Origin of the sequence: Streptomyces sp. NPDC053431 (genome assembly GCF_044544925.1) — a bacterium.
Taxonomy (GTDB): Bacteria; Actinomycetota; Actinomycetes; order Streptomycetales; family Streptomycetaceae; genus Streptomyces.
Genome location: NZ_JBITXX010000003.1, coordinates 331,139 through 345,633 on the forward strand (window position 1 = coordinate 331,139; position 14,495 = coordinate 345,633).

The window sequence follows — 14,495 nt, forward strand, 5'->3', positions numbered from 1 at the left end:
ATGGCTGTTCAGAAGCTTCCCCTCGCGAAGGCGCTCAACGAGTCGCTCCGCAAGGCCCTGGAGACCGACCCCAAGGTCGTCATCATGGGCCTGGACGTCGGCAAGCTCGGCGGTGTCTTCCGGATCACCGACGGCCTGCAGAAGGACTTCGGCGAGGACCGCGTCGTCGACACCCCGCTCGCCGAGTCCGGCATCGTCGGCACCGCGATCGGCCTCGCGCTGCGCGGCTACCGGCCCGTCGTGGAGATCCAGTTCGACGGCTTCGTCTTCCCGGCGTACGACCAGATCGTCACCCAGCTGGCGAAGATGCGGGCCCGCTCGCTCGGCACCGTGAAGATGCCGGTCGTCATCCGCATCCCCTACGGCGGTGGCATCGGCGCCGTCGAGCACCACTCCGAGTCCCCCGAGTCGCTCTTCGCGCACGTCGCGGGCCTCAAGGTGGTCACCCCGGCGAACTCCTCCGACGCCTACTGGATGCTCCAGCAGGCGATCCAGAGCGACGACCCGGTGATCTTCTTCGAGCCCAAGCGCCGCTACTGGGACAAGGGCGAGGTCGACACCGAGGCCATCCCCGGCGAGCTGCACAAGGCCCGGGTCGCCCGCGAGGGCACCGACCTCACCCTCGTCGCCTACGGCCCGATGGTGAAGACCTGCCTGGAGGCGGCCGCGGCCGCCGCCGAGGAGGGCAAGTCGATCGAGGTCGTGGACCTGCGCTCGATCTCCCCGCTCGACTTCGACACCATCCAGACCTCGGTCGAGAAGACCCGCCGTCTGGTCGTGGTGCACGAGGCCCCGGTGTTCTTCGGCTCCGGCGCGGAGATCGCCGCCCGGATCACCGAGCGCTGCTTCTACCACCTGGAGGCCCCCGTCCTGCGGGTCGGCGGCTACCACGCGCCGTATCCGCCGGCGCGCCTGGAGGAGGAGTACCTGCCGGGCCTGGACCGCGTGCTCGACGCCGTCGACCGCTCGCTGGCGTTCTGAGGAGAGCACCGTGACGATCCGCGAATTCAAGATGCCCGACGTGGGCGAGGGCCTGACCGAGGCCGAGATCCTCAAGTGGTACGTCCAGCCCGGTGACACCGTCACCGACGGGCAGGTCGTGTGCGAGGTCGAGACGGCGAAGGCGGCCGTGGAGCTGCCGATCCCGTTCGACGGCACGGTCCACGAGCTGCTCTTCCCCGAGGGCACCACGGTCGACGTCGGCCAGGTCATCATCTCGGTGAACGTGGGCGGCGGCGCCGCTCCCGAGGCTCCGGCGGCCCCGGCCGCCGTCGCGACCCCGGCGCCGGCCGCCGAGCCGGCCGTCGAGGCCGAGCCGGAGGGCCGCCAGCCGGTCCTGGTCGGCTACGGCGTGTCCGCGAGCTCCACCAAGCGGCGCGCCCGCAAGGCGACGGCGGCCGCTCCGGCCGAGGCCGCCGCCCCGGCCGCGCCCGCCCCGGTGACCCCGGTGGTCCCGGAGCAGCTGAACGGCCACGGTCCCGTGACCGGCCGCCCGCTGGCCAAGCCGCCGGTGCGCAAGCTGGCCAAGGACCTCGGCGTCGACCTGGCGACGGTCACCCCGACCGGCCCGGACGGCATCATCACCCGCGAGGACGTGCACCGCGCGGCGGCCCCCGCGCCGGTGGTGGAGACCGCCCCGGTCACCGAGGCCCCGGCGCCCGTCGCGGCGGCCGTGCCGGCCCCGGCGCCCGCCGTCTCCTCGGACGCCCGCGAGACCCGTATCCCCATCAAGGGCGTACGGAAGGCCACGGCGGCGGCGATGGTCGGCTCGGCCTTCACCGCACCGCACGTCACCGAGTTCATCACCTTCGACATCACGCGCACGATGAAGCTGGTCGAGGAGCTCAAGTCCGACAAGGACATGGCGGGCCTGCGGGTGAACCCGCTGCTGCTGATCGCCAAGGCGGTCCTGGTCGCGGTCAAGCGCAACCCGGACATCAACGCCGCCTGGGACGAGGCCGCCCAGGAGATCGTGCTCAAGCACTACGTGAACCTGGGCATCGCCGCGGCCACCCCGCGCGGTCTGATCGTGCCGAACATCAAGGACGCGCACGCCCAGACCCTGCCGGAGCTGTCGCGCTCCCTGAGCGAGCTGGTCGCCACGGCCCGCGAGGGCAAGACGACCCCGGCGGCGATGCAGGGCGGCACCTTCACCATCACCAACGTCGGCGTCTTCGGCGTCGACACCGGTACGCCGATCCTCAACCCGGGCGAGTCCGCGATCCTCGCGGTCGGCGCGATCAAGCTCCAGCCCTGGGTCCACAAGGGCAAGGTGAAGCCGCGCCAGGTCACCACCCTGGCCCTCTCCTTCGACCACCGCCTGGTCGACGGCGAGCTCGGCTCCAAGTTCCTGGCCGATGTGGCCGCAATTCTGGAACAGCCGAAGCGGCTCATCACCTGGGCCTGACAGCCCGGACGCGTTGTTTCACGTGAAACGCCCGGTCGGGACGACATGTCCCGACCGGGCGTTTTTCCATGCCCGTTCTTGATTGATCACCCGGTGATGATCAATGGCGAATTGGACAGTCGTTCGCCCGCCGACTGAAGATAGGGCGCTCATCAAAAGCTAAGGAACTCCTCATGCATCGCGGTTTCGCGCTGCGATGGTCCCAGGGCACCGTCGCCGAGCTGCTCAAAGGCCGTCACAACAGTCTCGGCCTGCTGCGTCTGGCCCTGGCCTCGGCGGTGGTCGTCTCACACGCGCGCATCCTGGGCTACGGCGGCAAGGAGTACCTCCACTCCTTCAGCGGCGGCCAGACCGACCTCGGCAAGCTCTCGGTCTACGGCTTCTTCGTCCTCTCCGGGATCCTCGTCACCCGCAGCGGCATGCGGCTCTCGCTCGGCCGCTTCCTCTGGCACCGCGCGCTGCGGATCTTCCCCGGCTTCTGGGTGTGCCTGGTCGTCGCCGCGTTCGCCGTGGCACCGCTGCTCTACTGGCGCCTCCACTCCACGCTCGACGGCTTCGGCGGCCCGCACGGCCCGCTCGACTACCTCCGCGTGAACTGGGCCGTCTCCACGAACCAGTACGACATCGCCCAGGTCATGACGGACGCCCGCTCGGCCGGACTGGTCCACAACACCGCGTTCAACGGCGCGCTGTGGAGCCTGCGCTACGAGTTCCTCTGCTACCTCGCCGTGGCCACCCTCGCGGTCGTCGGGATCCTGACCCGGGCCCGCCGGGCCGTCCTCCTGCTCACCGCCGTCCTCGGCTGGCTCGTCATACGCCAGGCGAGCACGGACCCCTTCTGGGCGGGCCCGTACGACGCCCACATCCTCCCGGCCTTCCAGCTGCCGCCGTTCGGCCCGGTCAACCCCGCGTTCCTCGTCTACCTGGGCTTCGCCTTCGCCCTCGGCGCCGTCATCGAGCTCTACAAGGAGCGCGTGCCGGTCAGCGATCCGCTGGGCATCGCGGCCCTCGCCGTGCTCCTCGGCAGCCTGCACTACGGCTACCTGTTCACGGTCGGCATCCCGGCCTTCGCGTACGTCCTCGTCTGGCTCGCCATCCGGCTGCCGGCGGCCTGCCGCCGGATCGGCGCCCGCCACGACTACTCGTACGGCATCTACATCTACGGCTTCCTCGTCCAGCAGACCCTGGCCCTCATCGGCTGGACCCGCTGGGGCATGGCCGCCTACCTGGCCCTCACCTTCGCCTTCACCGTCCTCCTCGCCGTGGCCTCCTGGCACCTCGTCGAGCGCCCCATGATGAAGCTGAAAGACCTGCGCGTCGGCGGGCGCGGCCGGCGGACCGAGCGCGGTACGGGCCCGGACGGGGCCCCCGCCGCCGGGCAGGACCCGACCGCCGGCCAGGACCCCGTCACCGGGCCGGCACCGGTGAGCGGGCCGAGGTCCGCGGCCGAGGACCACGCCTACGCGGCCAGCCCCCGCGGCTGACGCACGCACAGGCGGCGAACAGTCGGCAGACCGGCGATGCACCGGCAGACCGGCGCTCCACCCAGGCGCCGGACAGGCCCTGCCGGCAGACGCAACAGACTTACGCAACAGACAGACGCAACAGACAGACGCGACAGACAGACGCGACAGACAGACGCGACAGACAGACGCGACAGACAGGCCCGTCCGCATCGCGGACGGGCCTGTCTGTTGCACCCCTGTTGTATCTAAGCTGTGTTCATGCCAGCCGCCCCAGCCCAGCAACCCGCCGTCAAGCAGCCTGCCGTCAAGCAGCCCCCCGCCGCCGACCGCGTCTACATGCACGTCAAGCAGGCCGTCCTCGACCGGCGCTACGAAGGGGGCACCCTGCTCACCGAGGGCGAGCTCGCCGAGGCCGTCGGGGTGTCGCGGACGCCCGTGCGGGAGGCGCTCCTCAAGCTGGAGATGGAGGGCCTGCTCAAGCTCTATCCCAAGAAGGGCGCCCTGGTGCTCGCCGTGTCCGCCCAGGAGATCGCGGACGTCGTCGAGACGCGGCTGCTCGTCGAGGAGTTCGCCGTGCGGCGGGCGGTGCCGGCGACGCCCGCGCTGGTCGCCCGGCTGGAGGAGCTCCTGGAGGAGCAGAAGCGGCGGGCCGAGGCCGGGGACCTGGCCGAGGTGGCCGTCACCGACCGGTGCTTTCACGCCGAGATCGTGAAGCACGCCGGGAACCAGATCCTGGCGCGGCTCTACGACCAGCTGCGGGACCGGCAGCTGCGGATGGGCGTCGCGGTCATGCAGTCGCAGCCCGACCGGATCGCCAAGAACATCGCCGAGCACGCCGAGATCCTCGACCGCATCAAGGCCGGTGACGTGGAGGGCGCCGCGCACTGCGTGCGTCAGCACCTCAGCTGGGTGAAGATCCTGGTCCGGGGTGAGGAGCGATGAGCCGGGACGGACACGGGCCGGCCGTCAGCCTGCCCGGGGACCCGCCGGGCGGCCGCCGGGCCGCGCTCGTCTGGGGCGTCGGCGTCGCCGTCTACTTCGTCGCCGTCATCTTCCGGACCTCGCTCGGCGTCGCCGGGCTCGACGCCGCCGAGCGCTTCGACGTCAACGCGTCGGCCCTGTCGACCTTCTCCATACTCCAGCTGCTCGTCTACGCGGGCATGCAGATACCCGTCGGCCTCATGGTCGACCGGCTCGGCACCAAGAAGGTGCTGACCATCGGGGTCCTTCTGTTCACGCTCGGGCAGCTGGGCTTCGCGCTCTCCCCCTCGTACGGCATGGCGCTGGCCTCCCGGGCCCTGCTCGGCTGCGGGGACGCGATGACCTTCATCAGCGTGCTGCGGCTCGGCAGCCGCTGGTTCCCGGCCCGCCGCGGGCCGCTGATCGGACAGGTCGCCGCCCTCTTCGGGATGGCCGGCAACCTCGTCTCGACGATCTTCCTCTCCCGGGCCCTGCACGAGCTGGGCTGGACCGCCACCTTCGTCGGCAGCTCGCTGGCGGGCGTCCTCGTCCTCGTCCTGCTGCTGCTCTTCCTCAAGGACCACCCCGAGGGGTTCGAGCCCGAGCCCGTCACCCACGCCGGCGCCGCCTTCGTCCGCCGGCAGATCGCCGAGGCGTGGCGGGAGCCCGGCACCCGGCTCGGCATGTGGGTGCACTTCACCACCCAGTTCCCCGCCATGGTCTTCCTGCTGCTGTGGGGACTGCCCTTCCTCGTCGAGGACCAGGGACTCGACCGCGGGACCGCCGGCGAGCTGCTCACCCTCGTCGTGCTCTCCAACATGGCCGTGGGCCTCGCGTACGGGCAGATCATCGCCCGGCACCACGCCGCCCGCGCCCCGCTCGCCCTCGGCACGGTCGCCGCCACCGCCCTGCTGTGGGGCACCACCCTCGCCTACCCGGGCGACCGGGCGCCGATGTGGCTGCTCGTCACCCTGTGCACGGTCCTCGGCGCCTGCGGGCCCGCCTCCATGATCGGCTTCGACTTCGCCCGCCCCGCCAACCCGCCCGAGCGCCAGGGCACGGCCTCGGGCATCGTCAACATGGGCGGCTTCGTCGCCTCCATGACGACGCTCTTCGCCGTGGGCGTGCTCCTCGACGCGACCGGCGACGACTACCGGATCGCGTTCTCCTCGGTCTTCGTCCTGGAGGCCCTGGGCGTCGCGCAGATCCTCCGCCTCAAGGCCCGCACCGCCCGCCGCGAACGGGAACGGCTGGTCGCCAGCCGGGTGGAGGCCGTGCACGTACCGGTCTGAGGGATCAGTTCGGCGTCACCGCGAAGTGCGCCAGGATCGCCCGCGCCAGGTCCTCGTCGCCCTCGGTCTTGATCCGGTCGGCCACGTCGGCCGGCCGGACCCGGCCGCAGGCCAGGCGGACGTACGTCTCCCAGTCCGTCGCCAGCGTCACCGCGGGCCCGAGCGAGGGGGCGCCGTCGATGGAGCCGTTGCCCTGGGCGTCCACCCGGACCGTCCGCAGGAACTCCACCGGGCCGCTGACGTCGAAGACGAACGCCGAATTCGGCGGGGCGCCCGCCTCCTTGGCCACCACGTGCGGCAGGGCCTCCAGGAGCACGTCACGGGTCACGTACGCGCCGGGGGAGTCCAGGTTGCCGGGGACGCCGAGCGTGACCCGCAGGTCCTGCTCGTGCACCCAGCAGTCGAAGGCGCGCATCCGGTAGGCCAGTTCAAGGGTCTGCTCGGCGCCGAGGGGCGCCCGGATCAGGGCGTCCGGCCGCCGGTTCTCGTTGCGCAGCTGCCGGGCCCGGCGGATCAGGACGTACTCCAGCTCCGCGGTCATCTCCGGCGCGGTGTGGTGCCGCCGCACGTCGACCTGCATCTCCATGTAGCGGGCGAAGTCCGTGCGCACGTGGTAGAGGTCGCGGGGCAGGCTGTGGATCGGGCGCGGGTCGCCGAGCATCTCGGTCTCCATGCCGATGACATGGGAGACGATGTCGCGCACCGACCAGCCCGGGCACGGCGTGGCGCGGTTCCACTCGCCCTCGACGAGCGGCTGCACCAGCTCGGCTATCGCTTCGACGGAGTGGGTCCAGGCGTCGGCGTAGTTCTGGAGGCTGGGATGGACGGTCACGGGACCCCTCGGCGGTTCTGCGGTGCGCGGGCTGGGCTGGGCGGGCTGGCGGGCGACGGTATGGAGTTCTTTACGCGGTTGTGGCGGCCGAAAACATCACTGGGTGGGAGGCTCGGTCGCTAAGTTACGCTGCCCGAAGGCACCCCGGCAGTGCTTTCGTGTGACGATCGTAGGCCGGAGTTGACGGCTCGAATGCCAGGACGGTGGTAGTGTGCGCGCCTCGCTGATCCAGATCGCGGTAGACCCGGACGAACCGGTCGAGGACCGGCGGGCCCGCGTGGCCCGGCTCGTGCGGGAGGAGCGGGGCGCCGCCGAGCTCGTGGTCCTGCCCGAACTGTGGCCGATGGGCGCCTTCGCGTACGAGGCGTTCGCCGCCGAGGCCGAGCCGCTGAAGGGCGCCACCTACCAGGCCATGTCCGCCGCCGCGCGCGACGCCGAGGTGTGGCTGCACGCGGGCTCGATCGTCGAGGCCGTCTCCGGCGCCCTCTACAACACCTCGCTGGTCTTCTCCCCCGACGGCGAACTCGCCGCCAGCTACCGCAAGATTCACCGCTTCGGCTTCGACAAGGGCGAGGCCGTCCTGATGGCGGCCGGCGAGGACCTCGTCACGGTCGACCTGCCGAAGCTCACCGTCGGCGTCGCCACCTGCTACGACCTGCGCTTCCCGGAGCTCTTCCGCGGACTCGTGGACGCCGGCGCGCAGGCCTTCGTCGTCCCGGCCGGCTGGCCCGCCCGCCGCCGCGCCCACTGGACCCTGCTCGCGCAGGCCAGGGCGGTCGAGAACCAGGCGTACGTCCTCGCCTGCGGCACCGCCGGCACCCACGCCGGTGTCGAGCAGGCCGGACACTCGATCGTCGTCGACCCCTGGGGCGAGGTCCTGGCGGAGGCCGGACCCGGCGAGGAGATCCTGCGGGTCGACCTCGACCCGGCGAAGGTCACCACCACCCGCGAGCAGTTCCCGGCACTGAAGGACCGGGTCCTGGGCCGCCCGTAGGGCACGCCGTCGGGGGCCGGGGGCCGGGGGCCGGGGGCCGGGGCACCGGGGGCCGGTGACGGCGGGCCGGTGCGGGGACCGCGGGGTCGCTGACGGCCGGGCCCTAGGAGTTCGCCTCCGCCCAGAGCTCCGCCACCCGGCGCACCCCGGACCGCACGGCCCCGACCCGGGTCAGGGCCGAGCGGTCCACGCCCGCGAAGATCAGCGCGAGCGCCAGGTCGCCGCCCTCCGCGCGCCCGCCCACCTGGACCGACAGGCGTCGGCCCGTGCCGCGCCCGGACTCGCGCACCGTGACCGCGACGCCCGGGTCCTCCGCGTCCGCGGCGCGCGTCAGCACGTAGCCCCGGGCGCCGAGGGCGGCCAGGCGGAAGTGGTCGCCCGCGATCCGCAGCAGCAGGGCACGCTGCTCCAGGGTGGCGCCCCATCTGTTCCGGGACATGGACACGAGCCGGTCGCCGACCCGCAGGGTGGCCCGGTTGAGGGTCGGCAGCCGCAGGGTGTCCGTGTGGATCCCGCGCGCCTCGAACGTGGCCGTCGGTATCAGGCCGCCGCGCGCCTCCGAGACCACCGCGTTCGGGGCCGTACGCGGCAGCGGGCAGGTGAGCGTCACCTCGCCGAACTCCGGCGAGACGCCCCGCCAGCCGGAGCGCACCCCGGGCCGCTTCCCCTCCTTCCAGGGGAGAAGGGTGAACGGCGTGACCGTGGTGTGCACGACGGCGGCTCCTTCGGTGGTTCGGGGAAGGGATCGAGGGCCAGGAGGCCAGGAGGTTCGGAGGCTTCAGACGGCGATGGCGTTCAGGGCGGCGGGAGCACCGGCGACGGTCGGAGCGGCGCCCGGATCACCGGCGGCGCCCGGAGCGCCGGCGGCGGGGACCGCCGGCCCGGCGGCCGGGTCCTCCGGCCGGCCCCCGGGCGCGTACTCCTCCCAGGCCGCCGCCAGCCTCCGTACCGCCTCCACGAGGGTGTCCGGCGCCAGCAGGAAGTGCAGTCGCAGCATCCGGGCGCTGCCGCCGAGCGCGTCCATGGTGGAGCCGGGCAGCACGGCCACCCCGTGGCGCAGCGCCAGCTGCGCGAAGGACACCCCGTCGCCATACGGCAGCCGGACCCACAACGTCTGCCCGCCCGCGGCCGGCGGGCACTCCCAGGACGGCAGCCGGCGGGCCAGCTCGGCCCGCAGCAGGTCGTGGCCGGCCCGCAGTTCCGCCAGCCTGGTCCGCAGGAGCGGGGCGAAGGAGCCGAGCAGCCGGGCCGCCACCAGCTGCGCCGGAACGTCACTCCCGAGATCGTGCAGGGCCTTCAGGCGGGCCAGTCGCGCGATCAGCGGGGCCGGGCCGCGCACCCAGCCGATCCGCAGACCGCCCCAGACCGCCTTGCTGAGCGAACCGACGCCGATGACCTCCGTACCGTACGAGGAGAGGGGCGGCGGACCGGCCTCCGCGGCGGTCCCGTCGAAGCGCAGCTCGCTCAGCACCTCGTCGTCGACGAGCGGCACTCCGTACGCCTCCGCCGCCTCGACCAGACGCCGCCCCAGCAGCGGCGGCAGGACGGTGCCGGTGGGATTGTGGAGACGCGGGATCACATAGGCCAGTGCCGGGCGGTGACGTTCCATCACCGCGATCGCGGTCGGCACGTCGAGCCCGTCCGGGCCCACCGCCACCGGATGCGGCACCGCCGCCGCCTCCCGGAACAGGTCGAGTGCCCCCGGATAGCTCGGCGCCTCCACCAGGACCCCGTCGCCGGGCGCCACCAGGAGCCGGGTGAGCAGCCCGATCCCCTGCTGGGCCCCGGTGGTGACCAGCACCTGCGCCGGATCCGTCGGGACGCCCCGCTCCGCGTACCGCCGCGCGACCGCCGCCCGCAGGGCCGGAAGCCCGGCCGGGTGGTAGCCGAGGTCGTCCGTCGGCAGGGTCAGGCCGGCGTACGCCTCGGCCAGTTCGCGCGGCGGCGCCGGCGGTGCGGCACAGCTCAACAGGATGACGCCGTCGGAGGGTTCGAGGAGGTGCAGGAACATCGGGTTGGACGTCTCCGTCACCCGCGGCCCCGGCGGGGTGAGCACGGCCGGCGCCACGCGCGTCCCGCTGCCCTGCCGGCGCACCAGGCGCCCTTCCTGCCGCAGGGTGTCGTACGCGGCCACGACCGTCGTCCGGCCGACCGAGAGCGCGGCCGCGAGCCGCCGGTCGGGCGGCAGCGGCGCGTCCGGCGGCAGCAGGCCCTCGTCGATCAACTGCCGTACGCGGGCGGCGAGCAGCAGGTACAGCGGTCCCCGCCCGGCCGACCAGCGCCCGAGCCAGGCGACCAGCTCGTCCACGGAGGGTGCCATTGGATCCATCGGCGGACCAATCTGCCGGGATTGGTCCTGTGGACGCAAGCCCGCCGTCCACAGACTGGTCGTCATGAGCGCCGACTTCCTTCCCGAAACGTCCCGCCCCGAGACCCTCGCCGTCCACTCCCCGCAGCCGGAGATCCGCGGCAGCCGGCCGCTCGGCGTGCCCCTCCACCAGGGCCACGTCTTCGCCTTCGAGAGCGCCGACGCGCTCGCCGAGGCCTTCGAGTCGCCGGACGCCTTCCTCTACAGCCGCATGGGCAACCCCACCGTGCGCGCCCTGGAGACCGCCGTCGCCCGCCTGGAGGGCGGCGCCGACGCCCTCTCGTACGCCTCCGGCATGGGCGCCATCAACAGCGTCCTGCTCGGACTGCTCTCCACCGGCGGGCACGTGGTCGCCCAGCGCTGCCTGTACGGCGGCACCTACGCCGTCCTCACCGACCTCGCCGCGCGCTGGGGCGTCGAGGTCACGTACGTCTCCGGCACCGACGCGGACGAGGTGCGCGCCGCGCTGCGCCCCGAGACCCGGCTGCTCTACCTGGAGACCATCGCCAACCCCACCACCCGCGTCTCCGACCTGCCCGCGCTGATCGCCGCCGCCCGCGAGGCCGGCGTCCCGGCGGTCGTCGACAACACCTTCGCCTCGCCGCTGCTGTGCCGGCCGATCGAGCACGGCGCCGACATCGTCGTCCACTCCGCGACCAAGTACCTCGCCGGACACGCCGACGTCCTCGGCGGCATCGCCGTCTTCCGGGACGTCGCCATGCACCGCCGGATCCGCCACCACGCCGTCGAACAGGGCGCGGTCACCGACCCCTTCGCCGCCTGGCTGACGCTGCGCGGACTGCAGACCCTGCCGCTGCGCATCGAGCGGCAGAGCGCGAGCGCCGCCGAGCTCGCGCGCCGCCTCGCCGCCCACCCGGCGGTGGCCGCCGTCCGCCATCCCGCGGTCGCGGGCCATCCGGACCACGCGCTGGCGGCCCGCCTCCTCCCGAACGGGGCCGGCGGCGTCGTCTCCCTCGACCTCGCGGGCGGCCGCGAGGCCGGCCGGGCCTTCGTCGAAGCCGTCCGGGTGGCCTCCCTCAGCGTCTCCCTCGGCGACGTGAAGACCCTGGTCATGCACCCGGCCTCGACCTCCCACCGGCAGCTCGACGAACAGGCCCTGACGGCGGCGGGCATCGCCCCCGGCACGGTCCGGCTGTCGGTCGGCATCGAGCACGTCGAGGACCTGTGGGCGGACCTGGAACAGGCCTTGGCCAAGGCGCTGTAGCCCGTACGGGGTCACCCGCACGGAGCCGGTGGGCGGCACCTCCCGGACACGCCCTAGTCCTCGCGTTCCCGCTCGGCCATCCGGATCACGCACACCGCGACCGCGATGAGCAGGGCGGCGTCGGCGTCCTCGCGGACCACGTTCACGGCGTACGTGTCGCGGACGTGGAACCACTGGCGCGAGATGTGGGCGAGGAGTTCACCGTCGTACTCGACGGTGAACTCCCGGTCCAGGATCCGGCCGCTGACGTCCAGTTCGGTGCCGTCGACCAGGGTGACCCGGAAGTGGTTGCGCAGCAGCGACAGCCGTTTGCGGCGGATCGTGGCCAGCGGCTGGTCCTCCCGCTCGATCGTCATCGCGTCCCGCAGGCTGAACATCTTCTGCCGCAGCGTCACCAGGACCCGCCCGTCGGGGTCCTTCACCTCCAGCGTGTCGCGCAGCCGCAGCGCCTTGCCGTCGACGAGGAAGGCGTGGCGGCCCCGCTCGTCCTCGATCCAGTAGTCGTCGCCGATGGCGAAGATCTTGTCCCGTACCAGGTATTTCATGGCGCAATGCCTTCCCGTCCGAGCGAGGGCTCACCCGGTGAAGTAGCGGGTGAAGGGGTCCGGTGCCACGCCGAGCGACGTGCCGAAGGGGGCGTCCAGCTGGCTGATGAGCAGGACGGTGAAGGCGATGAAGCCCGACAGGCCCATCACCAGGATCACGTGGGTGCTGCTGCGGTTGAGCCCGAACAGGAACATGAAGGCCACCGTCAGCACGCCGCCGATGACCAGACCGGCCCACAGGACCACGGAGAGACGTTCCTCCGAGGCCGCCTCCCGGCCGCGCCGGGCGTCGTCGACGTATCCGATCTGGGCCAGCACCTCCTGGGCGGCGATCTGCTGTCCCGTCGTGGCGGTGCCCTGCAGCTGTCCGGCCGCGCGCAGCCGGTCGAGCAGGTTCCAGCCCTCCGGCCCGAGCGGCTCGCGCTCGGCCATCCGGGGCCACTCGACGGTCACGACATGGGAGGCGTACGCGCGGGCCGCCTCGCGCACCGGCTGCCGCTGGACGGCCGGCAGCGCGTCGGCCAGGAGGTACGTCTGGTGCAGCGCGCTCGCCTCGGCCTGGACGCGGTCGTCGGCGGTGGCGCGGTTGTCCCACACGGAGACGAGGCACAGACCGAGCACGAGGGCGTAGAAGACCGACACCATCATCGAGATGTACTCGGCGACGTCCTCGCGCGGCTCCTCGCCCTCGCGCATCGGGAAGAGCCTGGTCTTCGCGTGGACGGCGAGCGCGGCGACCAGCGCGACGGAGAAGACGACGAGGAGCGTTTCCAGCAGTGCCATGGGGTCTCTCGGGGTCTTTCCGGAGGCGTTCAGTGATGACGTGAGCCGAGCAGCGCGGCGGCGACGGCGGCGGGGATCAGGATCAGCAGCAGCGTCAGGACGACCCCGAGGTGGGGGAGTTCGCGGGAGCGGCGGTGCAGACGCGCCAGCACCCCCTCGTCGCCCGCCACGACCGCGGGGGGCCGGGCGGCGGGCACCTCCCCGACGGCGGCCGGAGGCCGGTCACCCGGCGGCCGTGCCCCCGGCGGCCGGGCGGCGGCTCCCGGTGGCCGCGCACCTGGTGGCAGGGCAGCGGCGGCGGGTGGCGGGGCCCCCGGTGGGGCGGCACCGGGGACCTGGGCCGCGGCTCCGGGAGCCGCGGCCCCCGGAGCCGTGGCCGTACCCGCGGCGGCCGCGGCCAGGGCCGCCCCGGCCAGCTCGGCAGCCGCTTCCGCCGCCGTCACGACCGCGGCGACGTCCGGAGGTACGGCTCCGACGGCGGGCGCGAGCGCTCCGGCGGCTCCCGGCGCCCCTGGCGCGGCACCGGCGTTGCCCGGCGCGCCGGCCGCGCCCGCGACGCCCCCGGCCCCGGCCCCCGCCCCGGCCCCCGCACCGGCCCCGGTCCCCGCTCCCGCCGTGGTCCCGGGAGGCGTCCGTACCGTCGGCGCGGTGGAGGGGGCGGCGGTGTTCCGCGGCGGGGCCGCCGCCGTCGGCGGGGTCACCGCCCTCGGGGGAGCCACCGGCCCGGGCGGAGTCACCGCCCGGGGTGCCGTCAGGCGGACGGCTGCCGTGGCGCGGGCGGTGAGGAGAGGCGCGGGGAGACGTTCGCCGCGTTCCCCGAGCGTCTCGACGAGGTCGCTGCCGGTGGCGAGGCCCTCGCTGCGGTAGGCGCCCGGCCCGCGCCGTACCGTCGCGGCGCAGCCGGCGGTGAGCCCCGGGGCGAGCAGCGGCACCGTGCACACGGGGCCGCCCACCAGGGGGTCGGTGAGGCGGATCGTGTGGACGGCGCGGTCGCCGCGGTTGGTGACGGTGTAGCGCAGGGCCGCCGTGCCCGGCGGGCCGGCCTGGACCGTCTCGGTCAGGGCGAGGGCGCCGGCCACCCCCTCGTACCCGGAGCGGGCGGTCGCGGTGGGGTGCCGGCCGAGGGAGGGGATGTCGCCGGTCGCGCGCGCCGTGCCGGTGTGCCGCCCGCCCTGGGCCGGGAAGCGGGCCACGCACTCGACCGAGCGGAGCGCCAGGAGGGGGCGCGCGGGGCACCGGACCTGGCCGCCGGGCACCGCGGGGTCGCTGATGCGGAGCCGGTGGAGGTCCGCCTCGCCGTGATTGACCAGGCGGTACCGCTGGACGACGATCCCGCCGGCCCGCACGACGACACCCGCCCCCGCGGGCCTGCCGTTCACGGTGACGCTCAGGCCGAGCGCACCGTCACCGGCGCCACCGGCCCGGGCGGCCGGCGCGTACGCGGGCAGGACCGCCGGCAGCAGTAACAGCGACAGCAGCAGCCACCGCGGTGCGTACCCAGGACGCACGACACCTCCAGGCCCATAAGTCGGATGATCGTTCCGACGGTCATGCTCACCACGCCCGACGCGGCCGGCCCCGCCAAGACACGCCCCCGCCCCGCCACCCGGCCCCCTCTTTCAC

The 14,495-nt window shown here is 73.6% G+C and carries 13 protein-coding genes; 7 read left to right on the plus strand and 6 right to left on the minus strand.

The features are described from left to right. The 5 genes from ACIGXE_RS10985 (at position 1) to ACIGXE_RS11005 (ending at position 6,125) form a co-directional block, all read left to right on the plus strand. Positions 1-981 carry an alpha-ketoacid dehydrogenase subunit beta gene (locus ACIGXE_RS10985; RefSeq protein WP_399745735.1) on the plus strand — a complete coding sequence of 327 codons (981 nt, stop codon included), beginning with the start codon at positions 1-3 and terminating at the stop codon, positions 979-981. A 31-nt stretch (positions 982-1,012) separates the two neighbouring features. Next, a complete protein-coding gene (locus tag ACIGXE_RS10990; protein ID WP_399746343.1) occupies positions 1,013-2,407 on the plus strand; it encodes a dihydrolipoamide acetyltransferase family protein in 1,395 nt (464 codons plus the stop codon). Between the two features lie 173 nt (positions 2,408-2,580). Then, complete coding sequence (locus ACIGXE_RS10995; protein ID WP_399745736.1) at positions 2,581-3,891, plus strand: acyltransferase family protein; 1,311 nt, start codon at positions 2,581-2,583, stop codon at positions 3,889-3,891. 240 nt (positions 3,892-4,131) lie between these two features. Next, positions 4,132-4,815 carry a GntR family transcriptional regulator gene (locus tag ACIGXE_RS11000; protein ID WP_399745739.1) on the plus strand — a complete coding sequence of 228 codons (684 nt, stop codon included), beginning with the start codon at positions 4,132-4,134 and terminating at the stop codon, positions 4,813-4,815. Further along, entirely contained in the window at positions 4,812-6,125 is a 1,314-nt protein-coding gene (locus ACIGXE_RS11005; RefSeq protein WP_399745741.1) for a nitrate/nitrite transporter, read from the plus strand. The genes ACIGXE_RS11000 and ACIGXE_RS11005 overlap by 4 nt, the downstream gene beginning before the upstream one ends. A 4-nt stretch (positions 6,126-6,129) precedes the next feature. Here the strand turns inward: ACIGXE_RS11005 and ACIGXE_RS11010 are convergent, their stop codons facing one another. After that, positions 6,130-6,957 carry a maleylpyruvate isomerase family mycothiol-dependent enzyme gene (locus tag ACIGXE_RS11010; RefSeq protein ID WP_399745743.1) on the minus strand — a complete coding sequence of 276 codons (828 nt, stop codon included), beginning with the start codon at positions 6,955-6,957 and terminating at the stop codon, positions 6,130-6,132. A 211-nt stretch (positions 6,958-7,168) separates the two neighbouring features. Here ACIGXE_RS11010 and ACIGXE_RS11015 point away from each other — a divergent pair, with 211 nt between their 5' ends. After that, entirely contained in the window at positions 7,169-7,951 is a 783-nt protein-coding gene (locus ACIGXE_RS11015; protein WP_399745745.1) for a carbon-nitrogen family hydrolase, read from the plus strand. A gap of 103 nt (positions 7,952-8,054) precedes the next feature. On the opposite strand, the gene ACIGXE_RS11020 is transcribed toward ACIGXE_RS11015, so the two are convergent. Further along, positions 8,055-8,663, minus strand: a complete 609-nt coding sequence (locus ACIGXE_RS11020) for a hypothetical protein (RefSeq protein WP_399745747.1) — start codon at positions 8,661-8,663, stop codon at positions 8,055-8,057. Between the two features lie 66 nt (positions 8,664-8,729). Then, positions 8,730-10,271, minus strand: coding sequence for a PLP-dependent aminotransferase family protein (locus ACIGXE_RS11025; RefSeq protein ID WP_399745749.1), 1,542 nt, complete (start codon positions 10,269-10,271; stop codon positions 8,730-8,732). Positions 10,272-10,344: 73 nt separating this feature from the next. Between ACIGXE_RS11025 and ACIGXE_RS11030 the strand changes: the two genes are divergently transcribed. Beyond that, entirely contained in the window at positions 10,345-11,544 is a 1,200-nt protein-coding gene (locus ACIGXE_RS11030) for a trans-sulfuration enzyme family protein (protein WP_399745751.1), read from the plus strand. Between the two features lie 53 nt (positions 11,545-11,597). Here ACIGXE_RS11030 and ACIGXE_RS11035 read toward each other — a convergent pair whose 3' ends face one another. From ACIGXE_RS11035 to ACIGXE_RS11045, 3 genes are read right to left on the minus strand one after another with little or no spacing between them, the layout of a single operon-like run. Beyond that, positions 11,598-12,089: an LURP-one-related/scramblase family protein gene (locus ACIGXE_RS11035; protein WP_399745753.1), complete on the minus strand. Its 492-nt coding sequence runs from the start codon at positions 12,087-12,089 to the stop codon at positions 11,598-11,600. A 30-nt stretch (positions 12,090-12,119) separates the two neighbouring features. Next, entirely contained in the window at positions 12,120-12,872 is a 753-nt protein-coding gene (locus tag ACIGXE_RS11040) for a hypothetical protein (RefSeq protein WP_399745755.1), read from the minus strand. Between the two features lie 29 nt (positions 12,873-12,901). Continuing rightward, the gene (locus ACIGXE_RS11045) at positions 12,902-14,380 is read right to left on the minus strand and encodes a hypothetical protein (RefSeq protein WP_399745757.1); all 1,479 of its coding nucleotides are present in this window, start codon (positions 14,378-14,380) and stop codon (positions 12,902-12,904) included. Between the last annotated feature and the right edge of the window lie 115 nt (positions 14,381-14,495).